Origin of the sequence: Streptomyces atratus, assembly GCF_014648655.1 — a bacterium.
In the GTDB taxonomy this organism is placed as follows: Bacteria; Actinomycetota; Actinomycetes; order Streptomycetales; family Streptomycetaceae; genus Streptomyces; species Streptomyces atratus.
Genome location: NZ_BMRN01000004.1, coordinates 186,617 through 207,074, shown reverse-complemented (window position 1 = coordinate 207,074; position 20,458 = coordinate 186,617). Strand labels below are relative to the sequence as shown.

Annotated in this window: 15 protein-coding genes; 9 read left to right on the top strand and 6 right to left on the bottom strand. The window is 70.9% G+C overall.

The window, feature by feature from the left end; genetic code table 11:
• Positions 1-168 precede the first annotated feature (168 nt).
• Entirely contained in the window at positions 169-651 is a 483-nt protein-coding gene (locus IEZ15_RS08915; RefSeq protein ID WP_373302538.1) for a DoxX family protein, read from the top strand.
• Positions 652-993: 342 nt separating this feature from the next.
• On the opposite strand, the gene hemQ is transcribed toward IEZ15_RS08915, so the two are convergent.
• Both hemQ and hemG read right to left on the bottom strand, forming a co-directional pair.
• Entirely contained in the window at positions 994-1,707 is a 714-nt protein-coding gene (gene hemQ, locus IEZ15_RS08910; RefSeq protein WP_114247285.1) for a hydrogen peroxide-dependent heme synthase, read from the bottom strand.
• 4 nt (positions 1,708-1,711) lie between these two features.
• Positions 1,712-3,199, bottom strand: coding sequence for a protoporphyrinogen oxidase (hemG, locus tag IEZ15_RS08905; protein ID WP_189275593.1), 1,488 nt, complete (start codon positions 3,197-3,199; stop codon positions 1,712-1,714).
• Positions 3,200-3,326: 127 nt separating this feature from the next.
• Between hemG and IEZ15_RS08900 the strand changes: the two genes are divergently transcribed.
• Both IEZ15_RS08900 and IEZ15_RS08895 read left to right on the top strand, forming a co-directional pair.
• Positions 3,327-4,307, top strand: a complete 981-nt coding sequence (locus IEZ15_RS08900) for a DUF4349 domain-containing protein (protein ID WP_189275591.1) — start codon at positions 3,327-3,329, stop codon at positions 4,305-4,307.
• Positions 4,308-4,344: 37 nt separating this feature from the next.
• Positions 4,345-5,733 (top strand): FAD-dependent oxidoreductase, encoded by a 1,389-nt coding sequence (locus IEZ15_RS08895; protein ID WP_189275589.1) that lies wholly within the window; start codon positions 4,345-4,347, stop codon positions 5,731-5,733.
• Between the two features lie 28 nt (positions 5,734-5,761).
• Here IEZ15_RS08895 and hemE read toward each other — a convergent pair whose 3' ends face one another.
• Positions 5,762-6,835, bottom strand: coding sequence for a uroporphyrinogen decarboxylase (gene hemE / locus IEZ15_RS08890; protein WP_373302530.1), 1,074 nt, complete (start codon positions 6,833-6,835; stop codon positions 5,762-5,764).
• 91 nt (positions 6,836-6,926) lie between these two features.
• Here hemE and IEZ15_RS08885 point away from each other — a divergent pair, with 91 nt between their 5' ends.
• The 6 genes from IEZ15_RS08885 (at position 6,927) to IEZ15_RS08860 (ending at position 14,079) form a co-directional block, all read left to right on the top strand.
• Positions 6,927-7,586 carry a DUF3000 domain-containing protein gene (locus IEZ15_RS08885; protein WP_114247280.1) on the top strand — a complete coding sequence of 220 codons (660 nt, stop codon included), beginning with the start codon at positions 6,927-6,929 and terminating at the stop codon, positions 7,584-7,586.
• 249 nt (positions 7,587-7,835) lie between these two features.
• Positions 7,836-8,498, top strand: a complete 663-nt coding sequence (locus IEZ15_RS08880) for a helix-turn-helix transcriptional regulator (protein ID WP_114247279.1) — start codon at positions 7,836-7,838, stop codon at positions 8,496-8,498.
• Between the two features lie 117 nt (positions 8,499-8,615).
• Complete coding sequence (locus IEZ15_RS08875) at positions 8,616-9,890, top strand: HRDC domain-containing protein (RefSeq protein WP_114247278.1); 1,275 nt, start codon at positions 8,616-8,618, stop codon at positions 9,888-9,890.
• A gap of 325 nt (positions 9,891-10,215) precedes the next feature.
• Positions 10,216-11,445, top strand: coding sequence for a thiolase family protein (locus IEZ15_RS08870; RefSeq protein WP_189275587.1), 1,230 nt, complete (start codon positions 10,216-10,218; stop codon positions 11,443-11,445).
• Positions 11,442-13,571, top strand: a complete 2,130-nt coding sequence (locus tag IEZ15_RS08865) for a 3-hydroxyacyl-CoA dehydrogenase NAD-binding domain-containing protein (RefSeq protein ID WP_189275585.1) — start codon at positions 11,442-11,444, stop codon at positions 13,569-13,571. Before IEZ15_RS08870 ends, IEZ15_RS08865 begins: the two co-directional genes overlap by 4 nt.
• Positions 13,572-13,746: 175 nt before the next feature.
• Positions 13,747-14,079, top strand: coding sequence for an NTP pyrophosphohydrolase (locus tag IEZ15_RS08860; protein WP_189275952.1), 333 nt, complete (start codon positions 13,747-13,749; stop codon positions 14,077-14,079).
• Between the two features lie 11 nt (positions 14,080-14,090).
• Here IEZ15_RS08860 and IEZ15_RS08855 read toward each other — a convergent pair whose 3' ends face one another.
• From IEZ15_RS08855 to IEZ15_RS08845, 3 genes are read right to left on the bottom strand one after another with little or no spacing between them, the layout of a single operon-like run.
• On the bottom strand, positions 14,091-15,479 hold the full coding sequence (locus tag IEZ15_RS08855; protein WP_189275582.1) for a GDSL-type esterase/lipase family protein: 1,389 nt from the start codon (positions 15,477-15,479) through the stop codon (positions 14,091-14,093).
• A gap of 43 nt (positions 15,480-15,522) precedes the next feature.
• Positions 15,523-17,526: a PIG-L family deacetylase gene (locus IEZ15_RS08850; RefSeq protein WP_189275580.1), complete on the bottom strand. Its 2,004-nt coding sequence runs from the start codon at positions 17,524-17,526 to the stop codon at positions 15,523-15,525.
• A gap of 58 nt (positions 17,527-17,584) precedes the next feature.
• Complete coding sequence (locus IEZ15_RS08845) at positions 17,585-20,458, bottom strand: stealth family protein (protein ID WP_189275578.1); 2,874 nt, start codon at positions 20,456-20,458, stop codon at positions 17,585-17,587.

Here is a 20,458-nt window from a genome sequence, read left to right as displayed (position 1 = left end):
CGTGCCTATGCAAACGCCATAGTGGCTGAACCCGCCCTGCCGTTTCCCTGGTGGTCGGTCGGCGCCGCCCCGGGACCTCGGAGCAGAAGAGAGCCCCCGGTGAAGAACATAGTTGAGCAGTTGCGCGCCTCACCCAAGCCTGCGGCCGACACCCCGGCGCGGCCGGCAGTGTCCGCCGGCGACTGCGGGCTGCTTCTCATCAGGATCACGTTCGGCCTGCTGATGGCGGGGCACGGCAGTCAGAAACTCTTCGGAATATTCGGTGGTGAGGGCCTCACCGCCACGGGCAAGGGGTTCGCCGCACTGGGCTACCACCCCGGGACGGTCTACGCCGCCATCTGCGGCGGCTCCGAGTTCCTGGGAGGCATGGGTCTGGCTCTGGGACTGTTCACGCCACTGGCGGCGGCTGCCCTGATCGGCGTGATGATCAACGCCATGGTGACCGTCACCGCGGCACACGGTCTATGGGAAACGCAGGGTGGCGTGGAGTACAACCTGTGCATCGCGGTCGTCGCACTCGCCATCGCCGCCATCGGCCCCGGACAGCTCGCTCTCGACCGGCCCTTCCGCTGGGGAAAGGGCGGTTGGCGTGAAGCCGCCGTCGCGCTGTGCCTCGGCGGCATCGCCGCCGCCATCGCGCTGAGCCTCTAGCCTCGCCGCGTCGGTCGAGGCGGGGCCTGCTGGCGGTTGGCGGTGTGAGTCCCCGTACGTCGCCGTATTCGCGATGCCCGCATGACGATGTCTCGCGGAGCACTCCGGGCTGCGCTGCGGGCGACTCGAAGCGACAGCTGTCCCGTTCGAGCCCGGCGCCTTCAACAGCACCGCAGAGGGGCACGAGCTCCTCGTGCTTCTCTGTGGGTTCCGGGGTCGCCGCAGGTCGGAGCCTGCGGCGAACCCGGAGCCGAACCCGGTGTCGCTGGAACGGCAGGCAGCGCGGAACGCGCCGGTGCCCGTCGTCTGATCTTCCGGGTTGGGGTGGTCGGAGCCCGCTCGCTACGCGAGTCCGGCCACCAGGTCTGCAACCGACTTCCTGCGCCCCGTGTAGAACGGAACCTCCTCGCGGACGTGCATCCGCGCCTCGGAGGCCCGCAGGTGGCGCATCAGGTCGACGATGCGGTGCAGCTCGTCGGCCTCGAAGGCGAGGATCCACTCGTAGTCGCCGAGCGAGAAGGAGGCGACGGTGTTGGCCCGGACGTCGGGGTAGCCACGGGCCATCTTGCCGTGGTCCGCGAGCATGCGGCGACGGTCCTCGTCCGGCAGCAGATACCAGTCGTAGGAGCGCACGAAGGGGTAGACGCTGATGTAGTTGCGCGGCGTCTCGTCGGCCAGGAACGCCGGGATGTGCGACTTGTTGAACTCGGCGGGGCGGTGCAGCGCCATGTTCGACCAGACCGGCTCCAGCGCCAGGCCCAGCTTGGTGCGCCGGAAGAGGTTGAACGCCTCCTGCAGCTCGTCCGCGGTCTCGGCGTGCCACCAGATCATGATGTCGGCGTCGGCACGCAGACCGGAGAGGTCGTAGGTGCCGCGGACGGTGATGTCCTTCGCCGCGAGCTGGTCGAACAGCTCCTGGACCTCGTCGGCGTAACCGGCACGGTCCGCGGGCAGGACATCGCGCAGCTTGAAGACGGACCACAGTGTGTAGCGGATGACCTCGTTGAGGTCCTTGGCCTTCTTACCGGCGTTGGGGATCTTCTCAGGCGCACTCATACGGCTATTGTCCCGCCTCGCTCCGTGTGCCCTGAACCAGGGTCGACGTGGCGATGATCTCTTCCCCGGACCCGCCGGTGAGGTCGCGGGCGATCTCGTCGGCGGCACGGTGGGCGCTCGCGATGCACGCCGGGATACCGACCCCGTCGTAGACCGCTCCGCAGACCCGCAGGCCGGGCAGCTTGGCGACCTCGTCACGGATCCGGGCGACCCGGGAGAGGTGGCCCACGGGGTACTGGGGCAGCCCGCCGATCCACCGGGTGACCTCGGTGTCCACGGGCTTCGCAGCCAGTCCGGTCGCCTCGGCGAGGTCACGCAGCGATACATCGACCAGCTCGCTGTCCTCGCGGTGCAGGTGGTCCTCCTCGCCGTACCGGCCGACGGAGGTGCGCAGGACGAAGAGGTCGGGGGCGGAGTCGGCGACCCAGTTCCACTTGTGGGTGGAGAAGGTGGAGGCCTTGATGGTGCGGCCGTCGACCGGCGGTACGAGGAAGCCGGAGCGTCCGTCGAGTGCGCCGGTGGCGGCCACGTCGGAGCGCCGGAACGCCATGGTGACGAGCGCCATCGACGCGTACTCGACACCGGCGAGCTCGGCGGAGGCGGCCGGGGACTCGGCGGCGAGCAGGGTGGAGGCGGACCAGGCCGGGGCGGCGAGCACGATGCCGTCGGCGGTGATCACCCGGGTCTCCGTGCGGACGTCCCAGCCGTCGGTGGTACGGGTCAGACCGAGGACGGGGGTGGCGGTCAGGATCTCCCCGCCCGCCGCGCGTACGGCGTCGGCGACCGCGTACGGCAGGGTGCCGATGCCGCCGTCGATGCCCTGGAAGACCGGTCCGGTCTGCTGCCGGGCCGCGGCCCGCTCCTGGATGCGCCGGACACCGTCGAGCAGCGAGCCGCCCTCCCGCACCACCTCAAAGAGCTGCGGCACGGCGGCGCGCATCGAGATCCGGTAGGCATCGCCCGCGTACACGCCGCCGAGCAGCGGCTCCACGAGCCGGTCGACGACCTCGCGGCCCAGCCGGTCGGCGACGTACGCGCCGACCGCGACATCGTCGCCGACGGTGGTCGGGGTGAGGTCGTGTTCCTGAGCGATGCGCGCGAGGCCCTCCGGGGAGAGCACCCCGCTGAGCGCCGCCGGGTCGCCGGGCACGCCCATCACATGGCCCTTGGGCATGGGCCGCAGGGCGTCGCGCGTCCAGACCGACGCGGTGGCGGTGGCGGGTGGCTGGAGGCGGTCGCCGAGCCCGACGGCGCGCGCCAGGGCGACCGCTTCGGGGCGCCGGGCGAGCATCGACTCGGCGCCCAGGTCGACCCGGGTACCCGCGATGTCACCGGTCATGAGTTTGCCGCCGAGCCGTTCGGTGCCCTCGAGGAGGGTGACCCGCAGCCCGGCCCCGAGGAGCCGGTGGGCGGCGGCGAGACCGGCGATGCCACCGCCGATGACGACGACATGACCCGTATCTGTGTCCGCGCGGTTTATTGAACGCTGCATGCCTCCACTCTCTCAAACCTCTTCCGAGTCCTGAACGTGACCGCTTCGAAACCGGTTTCAGGCAACCCGCACCACCGCCCCGCACGTCGAACCGGCACCATCAACCACCCACCTCGGGGGAGCAGTTATGCAGACAGACCGGCATCCTGGCCGTTCATCCGCCCGTCGTTCGCGCACGATCCTGGCCGCCGGGCTGCTGGCCGGCCTCCTCGCGCTGAGCGGCTGCGGCGCCGGCGACATTGCGAGCGACTCGAGTTCCGGGGACAGCAAGAAGGCGATCTCCGCGGACGAGCGGGGCGCCGCGGACACCGCGGCCGGGAAGACCGCACAGGATCCACAGGAGGCCGGCGGTTCGTCGGCGGAGCGGAAGAAGCCCGACGCCCTGCCCGCCGGCACCCATGTCATCCGTACCGCCACGCTCTCGGTGGAGGTGAAGAGCGTGCCGAAGGCCGCCGCGGCCGCTCGCTCGGTCGCGGAGAGTTCGGGTGGCCTGGTGGCCCGCGAGGAGACGGAGCGGGTCGACGACACTCATGAAATGTCACATATCGTACTGCGTGTTCCGCAGGGTGAGTACGACGCGGTGCTGCGGAATCTCACGGGCGCCGGGAAGCTGTTGTCGCGCACGTCGTCCGCGAAGGACGTCACCGACCAGGTGGTCGACGTGGCGAGCCGGATCACCACACAGCGGGCGAGTGTGGCGCGGGTGCGCAAGCTGATGGACCGGGCCGAGAAGCTCACCGATGTGGTCGCGCTGGAAGGTGAACTGAGCAGTCGTCAGGCCTCCTTGGAGTCGCTTCTCGCCCAGCAGGAGTCACTGAAGGACCGCACCACGCTCGCCACGATCACGCTCGATCTCTCCGAGCCGGAGACGATGGCGAAGGACGGCGACGACGACCCCGGTTTCCTGGACGCGCTCGGCGGCGGCTGGCACGCGTTCGTCACGATGCTGCGGTGGCTCGCGATGGCGGTGGGTGCCGCGGCCCCGTTCCTGGCCGCGGCCGCCGTACTCCTGCTGCTGTGGCGGCTGATCCCGGGCCGCCGTCCCGGACGCCGCGCGCCGCGGGCACCCGAGCGGTCCGAGTCCTCGTCCACGCCCCCGGCGTCGTAGCGTGGTCCCTTCGGACTCGGTGTCGAAGGGACCAGGCATGACGGCGGAGCGACTGGTGGTCATCGGCGGTGACGCGGCGGGCATGTCCGCCGCGTCCCAGGCCCGCAGGCTCAGGGGCCCCGACGAGCTGAGCATCGTCGCCTTCGAGCGGGGCCATTTCACCTCGTACTCCGCCTGTGGCATCCCGTACTGGGTCGGTGGCGATGTCGCGGAGCGGGACGACCTCATCGCCCGTACGCCGAAGGAGCACCGGGCCCGCGACATCGACCTGCGGATGCGAACAGAGGTCACGGAGATCGATGTGGCCGGGCGGCGGGTGCGGGCCCTGGACCGGGAGACCGGTGAGACGTACTGGACGGGCTTCGACAAGCTGGTGATCGCGACGGGAGCCCGGCCGGTGCGTCCGGCGCTGCCCGGCATGGACGCGCCCGGGGTGCACGGGGTGCAGACGCTGGACGACGGGCAGGCGCTGCTGGAGTCGCTGGACCGGGTGGCGCCGGGCCCCAGGCGGGCGGTCGTCGTCGGGGCGGGCTACATCGGCGTCGAGATGGCGGAGGCGATGCTGAAGCACGGCTTCGAGGTGACCGTGCTCAACCGCGGCGAGCAACCGATGGCGACGCTCGACCCCGACATGGGGCGGCTGGTCCACGACGCGATGGACGGCCTGGGCATCACCACGGTCAACCGGGCCGAGGTCACCGCGATCCGCACCGGCCCGGACGGTCGGGTCCGCGCCGTCGCCGCGGGCGACACCTCCTACCCGGCGGATGTGGTGGTGCTCGGTATCGGTGTGGAGCCGGAGACGACGCTGGCGCGGGCCGTCGGCCTCCCGCTGGGCCCGCACGGCGGCCTGCTCACCGATCTGTCGATGCGGGTCGTCGGGCACGACAACATCTATGCGGGCGGCGACTGTGTCGAGGTCCTCGACCTGGTGGCGGGCCGTACCCGCCATATCGCGCTGGGCACCCACGCCAACAAGCACGGCCAGGTCATCGGGGCCAATGTGGGCGGTGGCTACGGGACGTTCCCGGGGGTGGTGGGCACCGCGGTGAGCAAGGTGTGCGACCTGGAGATCGCCCGCACCGGGCTGCGGGAGAAGGACGCCCGCGCGGTGGGTCTGCGGTTCGTCACGGCGACGATCGAGTCGACGGGCCGGGCGGGCTACTACCCGGGGGCGCAGCCCATGACGGTGAAGATGCTCGCGGAGTACCGCACGGGGCGGCTCCTCGGTGTGCAGATCGTGGGCCGGGAGGGGGCGGCCAAGCGCGTGGACATCGCGGCCGTGGCACTCACGGCCGGGATGACGGTGGACCAGATGACCGCCCTGGACCTGGGCTACGCCCCGCCGTTCTCACCGGTCTGGGACCCCGTCCTGGTGGCGGCCCGCAAGGCGGTGACGGCACTGCGGAGGGCGGGCACCGCCTGAGTGCCCGGTGCCCGGTGTCCTCTCCCGCTCAGCGCGCGGTCCGTTCGTGCACGTACTCCACGAGCCGCGTCAGCGCGTCCGGGTCCATCGACGGCATGACGCCGTGGCCCAGGTTGAAGACGTGGCCCTCGAGACCTGCGGCCGCGTCCAGCACCTCCTGGGTCTTCTCCTCCACCGTCGCCGTCGGCGCGAACAGCACCGCGGGGTCGAGGTTGCCCTGGAGCGCCTTGCCGGGGCCGACGCGGCGTGCGGCCTCGTCCATGGGAACCCGCCAGTCGACGCCGACGACATCCGCGCCCGCCTCGCCCATCAGGCCGAGGAGTTCGCCGGTGCCGACACCGAAGTGGATGCGGGGGACCCCGTACGGGGCGACGGCCTCGAAGACCTTCGCCGAGGCGGGGAGAACCGAACGCCGGTAGTCGGCGGGGGCCAGCGCGCCCACCCAGGAGTCGAAGAGCTGGACGGCCGAGACACCGGCCTCGATCTGGACCTTGAGGAAGGCGCCGGTGATCTCGGCGAGCCGGTCGAGCAGATCCGCCCAGAGCTGCGGGTCGCCGTACATCAGGGCCTTGGTGTGCTCGTGGTTGCGGGACGGGCCGCCCTCCACGAGGTAGCTCGCGAGCGTGAAGGGCGCGCCCGCGAAACCGATGAGCGGAGTGGAACCCAGTTCGGCGGTGAGCAGGCCGATGGCCTCGGTGACGTAGCTGACGTCCTCGGGCGTGAGGTCGCGCAGCCGGGCCAGATCGGCGCGGGTGCGGATCGGATCGGCGATGACCGGGCCGACGCCGGGCTTGATGTCGAGGTCGATCCCGATGGCCTTGAGCGGTACGACGATGTCGCTGAAGTAGATCGCGGCGTCGACCTTGTGGCGGCGGACGGGCTGCATCGTGATCTCCGCGACCAGCTCCGGCATCATGCAGGAGTCGAGCATCGGGATGCCCTCTCGCACCTTCAGGTACTCCGGCAGCGAACGCCCTGCCTGGCGCATGAACCAGACCGGCGTGTGCGGCACGGGCTCGCGGCGGCACGCCTTCAGGAACGCCGACTCATGGGTGGCGGAAGTCTTCGTCTGCTGGCCCATGGGGCGGTCGTTGGCACTCACACACAGAATCTTCGCACGAAGCCGCAAGCAGCCGGGCCCGCCCGGGTGTCCCTCCCTGCGCGAGGCTCCGGTTCCGCCTACTCTTCCCCGCATGGCTCCGGCTCAGGAACAGTTCTCCGATCAAACCGATGGCGCTGACAGCAAGGACAGCGCGGAGGGTGGTTCCGTCCCGCCCGCGTTCCGGTCGGCAGTGGACGCGCTGCGCTCGGCGCGGCTGCGTCCCGAGCTGGAAGTGGAGCCGACGCGGCCGCCCAAGCGGCTCGCCCCGTACGCGTACGCACTGGAGGCCACGGTCGTGGACGGCGAGGACGATCTCGCCGACGGCCGCCTCGTACTGCTCCACGATCCGGCCGGGCACGACGCCTGGCACGGCACTTTCCGGCTGGTGACGCTGGTACGGGCCGAGCTGGAGCCGGAGATGGCCTCCGATCCGCTGCTGCCGGAGGTGTGCTGGTCATGGCTGACCGGTGCGCTGGAGGCGCGCGGTCTGTCGTACGGGGAGGCGAGCGGCACGGTGACCCGGGCGGGGTCGCACTACTTCGGTGCGCTGGCCACAAGACGCCCGGCGACGCAGATCGAGATCCGGGCGTCATGGACACCGCGCGAGGGCCGTGGCGGGGTGCCGGACACGGCGGCGCATCTGATGGCGTGGGGCGATCTGCTGTGTCAGATCGCCGGCCTGCCACCATCCGGCCCCGCCGATGCCGCAGTGGTGACACTCCCCCAGCGGCGCGGCCCCCAGGTTCCCTGAACCTGTCCTGAATCTGTCCCGAACCCTTCACCTTGCCGGTAACACTGCGTCACAACCGTCGCAATGTCACCGGCATTTTTTCGTACAATCGATCGCATGTCCGATTTGTCCGAATTGTTACTCACCAAATAGTGATCTTCCCCTAAAGGAGGACGGGTCTGCTGCCGAAGAGGTCAATGACCCTTCAAGCACGGTTCGCCCCGGCTTCATCCCCGAGCCGGCCCGTCCCGCCACTCCCCAGGAGGCCTGGTGTCCGTTCTCCTAGAGCAGCCCGCAAGCCTGGTCGCCTACCGCCCGAACAAGCCGACGGCCATGGTCGTCGTGGCCGACCCGCGCGTCCGTTCCACCGTCACCCGCCATCTGTGGGCACTCGGAGTACGTGACGTCATCGAGGCGTCGTCCATCGCGGAGGCCCGTCCCCGCGTCGGCAATCCACGCGACATCTGCGTAGCCGACGTCCACCTGCCCGACGGTTCCGGGCTGACCCTGTTGTCCGAGACCCGAGCCGCCGGCTGGCCGAACGGCCTCGCCCTCTCCGCCGCCGATGACATCGGCGCCGTACGCAACGCCCTCGCGGGCGGCGTGAAGGGCTACGTCGTCACCGGCACCCGAACCAATATCGGCCACCCCACCCGTCCCGGCGTCGCTCCCATCGGCGCCACCGCCGCCCGTATGCAGCGCCGGCCCCCCGGCACCCCGAGCCACCCGGGCGGCTACCGCGAACTGTCCGGCCGCGAGGTCGAGGTCCTCCGGCTGGTCGCCGAAGGCCAGTCCAACAAGGCCATCGGCGTCTCCATGGGCCTGTCCGCCCTGACCGTCAAGAGCCACCTCGCCCGAATCGCCCGCAAGCTCGGCACCGGAGACCGCGCAGGAATGGTCGCCGTCGCCCTGCGAACGGGCATCATCCACTGACCCCCGCACCCCGGCAAGTGCACACAGCCGGCCGCACCGGCTGGTTTACATTCATCGGCGCCCGTCGACGGAACGTTCCGTCGACGGGCGCCGTACATACACAGATACCCTTGACACGTGACCGACGCCCAAGAGACCGCAGCAGACACTTCACTGCGAACCACCGGGGGCGCTCCCCCGGACGACGTCGCCCCGGCGCCGATCCCCTTGCTCGAACCTCGAGAGGGCATTCCCCCGGTGGTGGCCTCCGACGACGCCCTCGCCCGGGTGATCGCCGCCTTCGCCGCGGGCTCCGGTCCGGTGGCCGTCGATGCCGAGCGCGCCTCCGGCTACCGCTACGGCCAGCGCGCCTACCTCGTGCAGCTGCGCCGCGACGGCGCGGGCAGCGCACTGATCGACCCTGTCGGCTGCCCCGATCTGTCGGGACTCGGCAGCGCCCTGAGCGGCAGCGAGTGGATCCTGCACGCCGCCACTCAGGACCTGCCCTGTCTGCGCGAAATAGGGATGACTCCCACCGGGCTCTTCGACACCGAGCTGGCCGGACGGCTGGCCGGATTCCCGCGGGTCGGCCTCGGCGCCATGGTCGAGAGCGTGCTCGGGTACTCACTGGAGAAGGGCCACTCCGCCGTCGACTGGTCAACCCGTCCGCTGCCCGACCCCTGGCTGCGCTATGCGGCGCTCGATGTCGAGCTGCTCATCGATCTGCGCAACGCCCTGGAGGACGAGCTCGACCGGCAGGGCAAGCTGGAGTGGGCGCGGGAGGAGTTCGACGCGATCGCCTCGGCGCCGCCCCCTCCCCCGCGCAAGGATCCGTGGCGCCGCACCTCCGGCATGCACAAGGTCCGCCGCCGCCGTCAGATGGCGGTGGTACGGGAGCTGTGGACCGCCCGTGACCAGGTCGCCCGGCGCAGGGACATCTCCCCCGGCAAGGTGCTGGGTGACGCCGCGATCGTCGAGGCGGCGCTCGCGCTCCCGCCGAACACGCATGCGCTGACCGCGCTGCCCGGGTTCGGCCACCGCATGGGGCGGCGTCAGCTCGAGCAGTGGCAGGCGGCCATCGACCGGGCCAAGGCGCTGCCGGACGCCGAGCTCCCCCAGCCCGGCCAGACCCTCGCCGGTCCGCCGCCGCCCCGCGCCTGGGCGGACAAGGACCCGGCGGCGGCGGCCCGGCTCTCGGCCGCCCGCGCCGCGGTGTCGGGGCTCGCCGAGCGGCTCCACATGCCGCAGGAGAACCTGATCACCCCGGACACGGTGCGCCGGGTCTGCTGGGAGCCGCCGAAGAATCCGACCTCGGACGCGATCGAGTCCGCGCTCACCGGGTACGGCGCGCGGCGCTGGCAGATCGAACAGGTGGCCCCGCTTCTGGTCCGAGCGCTGATGTCGGCGGCCTGAGGGCTCGCCCCTGAGGGTCGAAATCACGCCAGGTTGCGCGGCCTCCGGCCGAACTCTGTCCTCAATCGCCGGACGGGCTGCTTTCACCGCCCCGCCCGGCGATTGCCGTTTCCGGCGCAGCCCCGACACGTCCGGCGGTCCACTGTCGGCCCGTCCGGCGTCCGAGGCCGAAACGGCCTTCGCGCCCGCCCATCCGCATGTGACCTTCGCCGCTCCCGCCACAGGGGCTGGGCAGTCTGGTTACCCGCAAGTAGCATGAGGGGAGCGGCGCGCCTGTGTGCGTGCCCCGCAGCAGTGCCATCCCGCACCCTGGAGGAGAGCCACCGTGCCTCGTACCATCCGGGACGTCGTCTTCGTCGACGGCGTCCGCACCCCGTTCGGCAAAGCGGGCCCGAAGGGCATCTACCACGAGACCCGCGCCGACGATCTCGTCGTGAAGGCCATCCGGGAGCTGCTGCGCCGCAACCCGGCCCTGGACCCCGCGAAGATCGACGAGGTCGCCATCGCCGCGACCACCCAGATCGGCGACCAGGGTCTGACGCTGGGCCGCACCGCCGGAATCCTGGCCGGTCTGCCGCAGTCCGTCCCCGGTTACTCCATCGACCGCATGTGTGCGGGCGCCCTGACCGCCGTCACCTCGACGGCCGGCTCCATCGCCTTCGGCGCGTACGACGTCGTCGTCGCCGGTGGTGTCGAGCACATGGGCCGCCACCCGATGGGCGAGGGCGTGGACCCGAACCCGCGCTTCGTGTCGGAGAAGCTGGTCGACGAGTCCGCCCTGTTCATGGGCATGACCGCGGAGAACCTGCACGACAGGTACCCGCAGATCACCAAGCTCCGCGCCGACGAGTACGCGGTCCGCTCGCAGGAGAAGGCCGCCAAGGCGTACGCCAACGGCAAGATCCAGCAGGACCTGGTGCCGATCTCCGTGCGCCGCACCAACGCCGAGGCCGGCGAGACGGGCTGGGGCCTGGTCACCGCCGATGAGCCGATGCGTCCGGGCACCACGCTGGAGTCCCTCGCCGGTCTGAAGACCCCGTTCCGCGCCCATGGCCGCGTCACCGCGGGTAACGCGGCCGGTCTCAACGACGGCGCCACCGCCTCGCTGCTCGCTGCCGAGGACGTCGCCCGCGAGCTCGGTCTCCCGGTCAAGATGCGTCTCGTCTCGTACGCCTTCGCGGGCGTCGAGCCCGAGGTCATGGGCTACGGCCCGATCCCGTCGACGGAGAAGGCCCTCGCCAAGGCCGGTCTGTCGATCGGTGACATCGGCCTGTTCGAGATCAACGAGGCGTTCGCCGTGCAGGTGCTCGCCTTCCTCGACCACTACGGCATCGCCGACGACGACGCGCGCGTCAACCAGTACGGCGGCGCCATCGCCTACGGTCACCCGCTGGCCTCCTCCGGCGTGCGTCTGATGACGCAGCTGGCCCGCCAGTTCGAGGAGCAGCCGGAGGTCCGCTACGGCCTGACGACGATGTGCGTCGGCTTCGGCATGGGCGCCACGGTCATCTGGGAGAACCCGCACTTCGACAAGGCAGACGGAGGCAACAAGTGAGCTCCACCACTGAGCTTCTGAAGGGTGCGGCCGAGCTGTTCCCGGGTGAGGTCGTCACGCAGGCGCACGTACGCCACCTCGACCTCCCGGCGGGTGCGGGCAGGTTCGCCCTCATCACGCTGGACAACGGCCTGGACCACACCAAGCCGACCACCTTCGGACCGCAGTCGCTGGCGAACCTGAACGCCGCCGTCGACCAGGTCGAGAAGGAGGCCGCCGAGGGTGCGATCACCGGTATCGGCATCACCGGCAAGCCGTTCATCTTCGCGGTCGGCGCCGACCTCAAGGGCGTCGAGCTGCTGAAGAACCACGACGACGCGCTGGCCATCGGCAAGGGCGGCCACGACGTCTTCCGTCGCCTCTCCGGCCTCGCGGTCCCGACGTTCGCGTACTACAACGGCGCGGCGATGGGCGGCGGTGTCGAGGTCGGTCTGCACTGCTCGTACCGCACCGTCTCCAAGGCGCTGCCCGCGTTCTCGCTGCCCGAGGTCTTCCTCGGTCTGGTTCCGGGCTGGGGCGGCTGCGCACTGCTGCCGAACCTGATCGGTGCCGACCGCGCGGTCTCGGTGATCATCGAGAACTCGCTGAACCAGAACCGTCAGCTGAAGGGCAAGCAGGTCTTCGAGCTCGGGATCGCCGATGCCCTCTTCGAGGGTGCGGACTTCCTGGAGCAGTCGCTGATCTGGACCGCGAACGTGCTGAACGGCACGGTCACGGTGGAGCGCCCCGAGGTGGACCGCGGTGACGCCTGGGACCAGGCCGTCGCCCGTGGCAAGGCCATCGCCGACTCCAAGGTGCACGGCGCCGCCCCGGCCGCGTACCGCGCGCTGGACATCATCGCGGCGGCGAAGGACGGCGACCTGGGCGCCGGCTTCGACGCCGAGGACCGGGCCCTCGCGGACCTGATCATGGGCGGCGAGCTGCGCTCCGGGATCTACTCCTTCAACCTGGTCCAGAAGCGGGCCAAGCGCCCGGCCGGTGCTCCGGACAAGGCCCTGGCCCGCCCGGTCACCAAGGTCGGCGTCGTCGGCGCCGGTCTGATGGCCTCGCAGCTGGCGCTGCTGTTCCTGCGCCGCCTGGAGGTTCCGGTCGTGCTGACCGACATCGACCAGGAGCGCGTCGACAAGGGTGTGGGCTATGTCCACGCCGAGATCGAGAAGCTGCTCGGCAAGGGCCGGATCAACCAGGACAAGGCCAACCGCCTCAAGGCCCTGGTCACCGGTGTGCTGGACAAGGCCGAGGGCTTCTCCGACGCCGACTTCATCATCGAGGCCGTCTTCGAGGAGATCGGCGTCAAGCAGCAGGTGTTCGCGGAGGTCGAGGCGGTCGCCCCGGCGCACGCGATCCTCGCCACCAACACCTCGTCCCTCTCGGTCACCGAGATGGCGTCGAAGCTGAAGCACCCGGAGCGGGTCGTCGGCTTCCACTTCTTCAACCCGGTCGCGATCCTGCCGCTGCTGGAGATCGTCCGCGGCGAGCAGACCGACGACGCCTCGCTGGCCACGGCGTTCGGTGTGGCGCGCAAGCTGAAGAAGACCGCGGTGCTGGTGAAGGACGCCCCGGCGTTCGTCGTCAACCGCATCCTCACCCGCTTCATGGGCGAGATCCAGAACGTCATCGACGAGGGCACCCCGGTCGAGGCCGCCGAGAAGGCCATCGAGCCGCTCGGCCTGCCGATGTCCCCGCTGGTGCTCCTGGAGCTGGTCGGTCCGGCCATCGGGCTGCACGTCTCGGAGACCCTGAACCGCGCCTTCCCGGACCGGTTCACCGTCTCGGAGAACCTGGCCGCGGTCGTCAAGGCCGGCAAGCGCGGCTTCTACGTCTACGACTCCGGGAAGCCGGAGCTGGACCCGGAGGTCGCCGCGCTCCTCAAGCAGGGCGATGTCGTCCTGTCCGAGGAGCAGGTCCGCGACCGCGTCCTGGACGCGGTGGCGCAGGAGATCGGTCTGATGCTGGACGAGGGCGTCGTCGCCGAGGCCCAGGACATCGACCTCTGCCTGATCACCGGCGCGGGCTGGCCCTTCCACCTGGGCGGCATCACGCCGTACCTGGACCGTGAGGGTGTCTCGGAGCGGGTGAACGGCAAGAAGTTCCTGGCGCAGGGTGTGGCGAGCGTTCCGGCGTAACGGATTCGCTCCGTCCCGGCCGGCTGAGGGGCGTGGGGCGACTGCCGACCGGCTGTGGCCGGTCGGCAGTTCCCCGCGCCCCTTTCGGGCGTGCCGCACAGCTGGTCGCGCCCACGCGGCGGAACCACACATTCGGCCCGTCGGCGGCGCGTGCGGCCCTGGGCGCATGTAGGAACTGCTGGTGGTCGACGCGGCCAACGTCGTCGGGTCCGTGCCGGACGGCTGGTGGCGCGACCGGCGAAGCGCCACCGAGCGCCTGCGCGACCGGCTGGTGGCGTACGGGGAGCAGCAGGGCGTCGACGTGATCCTGGTGGTCGAGGGTGCGGCGCGCGGGGTCGAGTCCGTGCCCGGGGTACGGGTGGAGTCGGCGGCGGGCAGCGGGGACGACCACATCGTGGAGCTCGTGGGGCGGCTCGGACGCCCGTGCACCGTGGTCACCGCCGACCGTGGACCACGGCGCAGGGTGAGTGGGTGCCAGGTGTGGGGGCCGAGGACCGTGTATGCGTGACGGCCTCCGCGTCACCAGGCGGGCAGAGCCGGATAGTGCTCGCAGTCCGGGCCGCAGGGCAGGCGCGCGGACATCGACGTGTGCAGCCAACTGTCCTCGGGAACGCCGTGCACCTTCAGCTCCAGACGCGCCGGAGGTGAGTGGATGGCGCTGAACACCGCGACGAACTCCACCGTGTAGGTGCCCGGTCGCCAGTCGTGGGGGTGCGTGACCCGCCAGCTTCCGTCGTCCTGCACCGGGGTCTCGGCTATCAGCCGGCCCTGCTCCAGCACCATGACCTTCTGGACGCCGCGCCCGGCCTTGCCCGAGAACCGGGGGCGGGGGCCGCTCCACGCTCCCCGGCGCGGCCCGATCGTCTCGGGTGCCTCCAGCCGGTCGAGGACCTCGAACTCCGTCTCCGCCGCCGTGGACACCGCGTTGCCCGCGAGGGCGATCGCGGTCACCTTGTGCCGGCCGGCGGGCCACTGCACGGCGCGCCGCCACTGCCATGTCCCGTCATCGGCGGTGCGGGTCCCACCGAGGTAGTCGCCCTCCTCGAAGAAGATCACGTACTCGGCGCCCTCCGGCGCCGTTCCCGTCAGCTTGCGTCCGGCACCGACCAGTTCGGCGGGGGCCGGCGACGTGACGGCCGGGGCGACGGCCACCTCGGGCTGCGCGGTCAGCGCGAGCTGCGGCTGCTGCACGGTGAACTCGGTCTGCACCGGCGGCATCTGCCCCGGCACCAGCCGTTGGACGTCCACCATCCCGGGCGGCAGTCCCGGCAGGCCGGCCAGTCCGCTCGCCACCAGCCGCGCCGCTTCCCGGGCCCCGGCATGGTTGTAATGGGAGGCGTCGACGATGCCGTGCGGGTGCGCCGGGTGCTCGCCCGGGTCCAGCCACCGGAAGAGACCCCGGGCCCGCATGGGACCCAGCTCGGCGAGGAGCTGGGTGGTGGAAGCGGTCATGTCGATGACCGGGCAGCCGAGTTCCGCGGCGGCCTCCAGCGTCAGCCGCGGGTATCCGTCGTGGGTGTCCACCGGATTTCCCGAGATGTCGAAGACGCAGCGGGCAGCCGGGGTCACGAGGACCGGCACGGCACCCTCGGCCCGGAGTGCCTCGACATACAGCCGCAGATACTCCTTGTACTCCAGCGGGCCGTGGTACCGGCCCAGCTGGTTGACGCGCTGCTCGACATGGCCGAAGGCGATGAGCACGAGGTCACCGTGACCGACGAGCGTGAGCAGCGCCGCGAACCGCTCGGTGTAGTAGTCCCGCAGCGTCATGGCATCGCGCGCGTAGTTGCGTACGTCGCAGTCGGGCCCCAGGAACTCCTCGAGGTACTGACCCCAGCCCGCGAGCGGCGCCTCCTGCGCGGTGCGGGAGGCGGCCACCGAGTTGCCGATGACGCAGATCTTTCGCATGTCTTCTTCTCGTCTCCGTTGTCGCGTGGCCCCAGGTCTGGGGTCAGCACGCCTGCCAGGGGCCGAAGCCGACGCCCGGCCGAGATTCTTCCTGCCGCGCCCAGTGCAGCCGGCCGTCCGTACCGAGCACCGCGACGACCGCCCGGCCGTGCGCGTCGGCGGCGATCGCCGGTGCCCCGACCATCTGGATCTCGTGGCGTTCCCAGTCGGGCCGCGCCGAGATGTGGTCGTCGGCGGACAGCACGGTCACCGCGGGCCTGCTCCGCTCGTCCCTGCGGGCGACGACCAGAAGATCATGGTCCGGGGCGAGCAGCCGGGCCGCGGCGACCGCCCCGGTGCCACCGTCGTCGCTGAGCCGCTCCACTCGCTGCTCCCACGTTCCGTTGGGGCGCTGCTGGTGGCGCATCACCGCTCCGGAGTCCTCCTCCCGGTAGAACAGCGCCATGCGGTTGCGGCCGACCTGCACGGGAGTGAGGCCGGAGGCCGGCCGCCAGCTCTCCGGCACGCCGGTGACCAGCTGGTCCTCCAGCTTGAACGGTCCGTATACGGCGTCCTGCCGCCACCGCACCCCGCCGGTGCGGTTCGTGGCGTACATGTCGATACGGCCCGTGGAACGCAGCACTGTGGTCAGGGAGTCCTGCATCCAGCGCCCGCCGAGCGCCTCCCAGGCGGTGAGCCCCTCCGGCGTCTCGCGTCGCATGCTGACGCCCACCGAGAAGTTCCGTGCGAAGACGTGGAGGTGGCCGGCCGGGTCCACCAGGGCCGCGGGCACACCGACCTCGCGGCAACGCCGCCAGTCGCGGGTGGTCTCGTCGGGGTTGCCGAGGGACTCCCAGGGCAGCACGGAGCCGGTGTGCGCCTGGCGCCACATGCGCACCACTTCGACATCGACCCGGCCCTCGGCGCCCGGGACGCGGCGCAGTCCGACCAGGTGGACGCCGCCGGTGCGGTCGGGGGCGACGGCGAGGCACGGCAGGAGGTCACCGCCGGGCAGCAGGAGCGGTCCCTCGAAGCGTCCGGCACCGGCTTCGGTCTCCGTCCACACCGCGGCCTGGTCGCCGAGGACCGCGTAGGCGGCGAGCCGGCCGTCGGTCTGCCGGTGCAGCCACTGGGTGCCCTGCGGGTAGCGGCTTCGGGTGCTCCAGCCGTAACGGCGGATGTCGGCTCCGTCGCCGAGTTGGAGGTCGCCGCAGTAGCGGTGCGCACAGGCGTGGCCGTCGGCCCCCGCGTACACATCGACCAGGGACTTCTTCAGCGCATGGGAGCGCTCGCTCAGGTTGCTCGGCCAGTTCTTGTTGCCGTAGCCCGTGAAGTGCTCGGTCAGCGGCGGACGGCCTCCGGCGCGCAGGTGACGGCGGAGCGCCTCGCGGGCGAACTGGGCTGTGGCGGTGTGGTCGGCGTGGTCGCTGGAGGTGATGCCGCGTGCCTCGTCGTACGACTCGTGCAGCGGGTCCGGGTCCATGGTCCACAACAGCGTGGGCTGCGCGTAGGAGAGCAGTTGCGCGAGGGCGGCTACGACGTCCTCGCGGCCGAGGGCCTGCGGCTGGTGCAGCTCGGACTCGGCGGCGACGAGGGTGGGCTGACGGGCGGCGCGTCCGTCCCACAGGCTGGTCAACCGGGCCGACGGCTGGTCTGCGGGGAAGCCGTGTGCGGCGTCCGCCATCCGCAGGCCCAGGAAGAAGAGCTGTACGTGCGGCGCCTCCGACAGATAGCACCGCTCCGCGGCCACGCCCGGTACGAGTTCGACCGGCTCCCGGACCCAGGGGGCCTCCCTCTTGCCGAGGACCATGGTGGCGTAGGCGGCGCGCAGTCCGTTCTGGCGTGCCTCCATGTAGCCGGCGAAGTCGACCGGGGCCTGCTCCCGCAGCGGGTCACGGGTGTCCACGTTGCGCCCGTCGGCCTCGCCGGCCGTGAGGTAGACGCTGGTGACACGGTGGCCTGCGGCCAGCAGCCGGTACAGGTCGGGATTGACGAAGTAGAGATCGTCGTCGGCGTGGGCGAACACCTGGAACAGCGAGGTGGAGTTCGCCTCGGCGGGCTGGGTCATGGTCGGTGGACGCTCCGATCGGGCGCGGCTGACGAACGGGAGGCGGTGCGGGACACGCTCACAGCGGCCACCCCGGCAGATGTCCGGCGTGGAAGCGCTGGTTGCGCGGTGAACCTGCCTCGAACTGGCAGGCCACCGGGAAGTACGAGGGCAGGAACGCCGCCAGGACGGCATCCTGCTCGTCCTCGGTGACATCGCCGTCGTGGTAGTCGTTCAGGCAGAAGACGTCGTGCGGGCGGTTGAGCTGGAGGCGGGAGAGCCGCTGCTTGTGCTCGCTCAGACCCACGTTGACGAAGCCGCAGTTGATGCTGCCCGGTGCCGAACGCTGGGTGTGGAAGCCGAAGTAGTGGTGCAACGACGATGCGATCGCCAGGTCGGAGTGGCTGCGGAAGCGGCTGGCGGCGGTCGCCGCGACGGCGTCCGGGTAGTAGCGCTCGATGTCCGCGAGGACGCTGCGGCGCAGCGGGTGCGGCGCGTGCAGGAACGAGTGGGCGAGAACCTGCCCGAAGGTGCCGGCTATCAGGCCGCGGTTGTTCTTGGCCGCGCTCATGTTGAACTCGTCGCCGGTCGTGGTCGGCCCCATGGGCACAGTCGTCGGGGACATGAAGTGCTTGGCGACGCCGTTGCTGTGGAAGAACATGCTCGGCTGGAGCACACGGCCGATGAACACGTCGTCGTTGAAGTACAGGAAGTGCTCGGACAGCCCGTCTATTCGGTGCAACTGGCTCTCGATGGCATGCGAGTTGTACGTCGGCAGCACCGACGGGTCGGCGAAGATCTCCCTGTGGTCGACCACCCGGACCCGCGGATGGCTCAGGTCGAGCCATTCCGGCACCTGCTGGTCGGTGGCCAGGTAGATGGTGCGGATCCACGGGGCGTACATGTCGATGGAGCGCAGCGAGTAGCGCAGTTCGTCCCGGTTACGGAAGCGGGCGGCGCTGCTCGCGGAGTCCTCGGTCTGCATGCCGAGGGAGTGCATCACCGCGTTCTTCCGCTCCAGCCAGGCGATGTCGCCGCCATTGACCCATGTGTACACGGCGTCGATGGGGAAGTTGACGTCCCCGTGGACGGCATGGGCGTACGGCTCGATGGTGGGATAGGTGCGCCCGCCGAGCACGGTCCCGGTCACCTGCATGGTCTGTGTGGGCACCTTGTCGCCCACCACGGTGCGGACCGGGGAGACCATCATGTACGGGTCCTCCGGGTCCTCCTCCCAGAAGTTGATGGTGCAGCCGTAGACCCCGGCGAGGCGGAGGGTGCGGGCGGGCGTGACGGCGTTCTGGTATACGCGCACGGCCGAGCAGGGGGTCTGGGCGTACTGCTCGGCGAAGGCGGCGAGGACTGTGGTGGTCGGGCTCTGGCGTTCGTTGAGCAGCGCCACGTAGACGGCGCTGCCGCCGTGCGCGGCGGTGAGCGCCTTGAGCACGAGCTGCCGGTTGGAGGCGTGGACGGCGACCGCGTGCCGGACGTTGGTGTCCCGGGTGACGAAGTACGGGATCTGCGCGTGTTCCAGGGCTGTGGCGACCAGCGCCAGATTGTGCTGGACCACGTCCCAGGGCGATTCGCTCCCCATCCGACGGCACAGCTGTCCGCCGTCGCGCACGAGGCCTCGGTCGGAACGGAGCAGCCGCTCCTCCAGGGCCCGCTGCTCCTTGGTGTCGATGGTGGTGGCGGGGGCCGGGGCGGCGGGACGGAGGATCCCTTCCTGGCCGCTCATCAAGGAGTGCAGGGCCTGCCGCTCCGCCTTGCGGGCCTCGCGCTCCCCGGACGCCCGCTCGCTCTCCAACTCGGCGAAGATGTTCTCCCACATCGCGGTCACCACGGGCGGAGCGAGCCGGGCGACCGAATCGGCGGCCGCCTGCCCCATGCCGTGGCGCAGCGGGGCGTCCTCGATGAGCCGGATGAGCGCCTCGGCGGCGGCATCGGTGTCGCCCGCCGGCACGAGGATGCCGGTCTGCCCGTCCAGGACGACTTCGCGGGGGCCGTTGGGGCAGTCGTAGGAGACCACGGGCACACCGGCGGCCTGGGCCTCGGTCAGCACCAGCGGGAAGGCCTCGTTGCGGGAAGTCATGAGAGCGAGGCTGGCCTTGGCCCACTCCTCGGCCAGGTGGGGGGAGTTGCCGTTGAGCTGGACACTGTCCTGCAGGCCGAGCACGTCGATCTGTCGCCGCAGGGCACCGGCGAGCGGGCCGTCACCGAAGATGCGCAGCGTCCAGGTGGGGTGGCGGCGGGCCACGGTGTCCCAGATGGTGATGGCGTGGTCGATCTGCTTCTCGCCGACCAGACGGCCCGCGATGACGACGGTCCGGGTCTCCAGGGTGGAGCGTGGCCGGAACCCGCGCGGCAGGGCGTTGGGGACGACGTCGATACGGGGCGCGCTGTGGCCGAGGGTCTCGGCGAACCAGTCGCGCGTGCGGTTGCTGAGCACGGCGAGCGCGTCCAGGCGGGAGGCGTAGCGCAGCAGCGGTTCGGCGCTGGGGCCCCGCAGTTCGGAGACACGGTGCTCCTGGTGGAGCGTCATCACGTGCGGGGGCGCCAGCTGCACCGCGAGCGCCATGAGCGCCGGTGTGGTGGTGATCAGCAGATCCGTGTCGGTGTGCTGGAGTGCGTACTCCAGTTCCAGGTCGGTCAGCCTGCTGAACGCCGCTTCCCAGGCAGGGTCCACCAGGGTGCTCGGCCGGTCGGCCACCTGCGCCCATGCCTCGGCGGCCAGGCCGGTGGGGCGGATCGGGACGGGGGCGGGCCCGGTCCGGTCGATCAGATAGTCGACACGGATGCGCTCGTCGATCGGGAAGAACAACTGCGGCTGGGTCTTGAGGATGCTCAGTACGCGGACGTCGTGGTTGCCCACGAGTTCGGCGGCCTGGTTGAACACTGCTCGTTCGGTGCCTCCGACGGCGTCCGCGGTGAGCAGGAGAAAGGTGATCTTCAT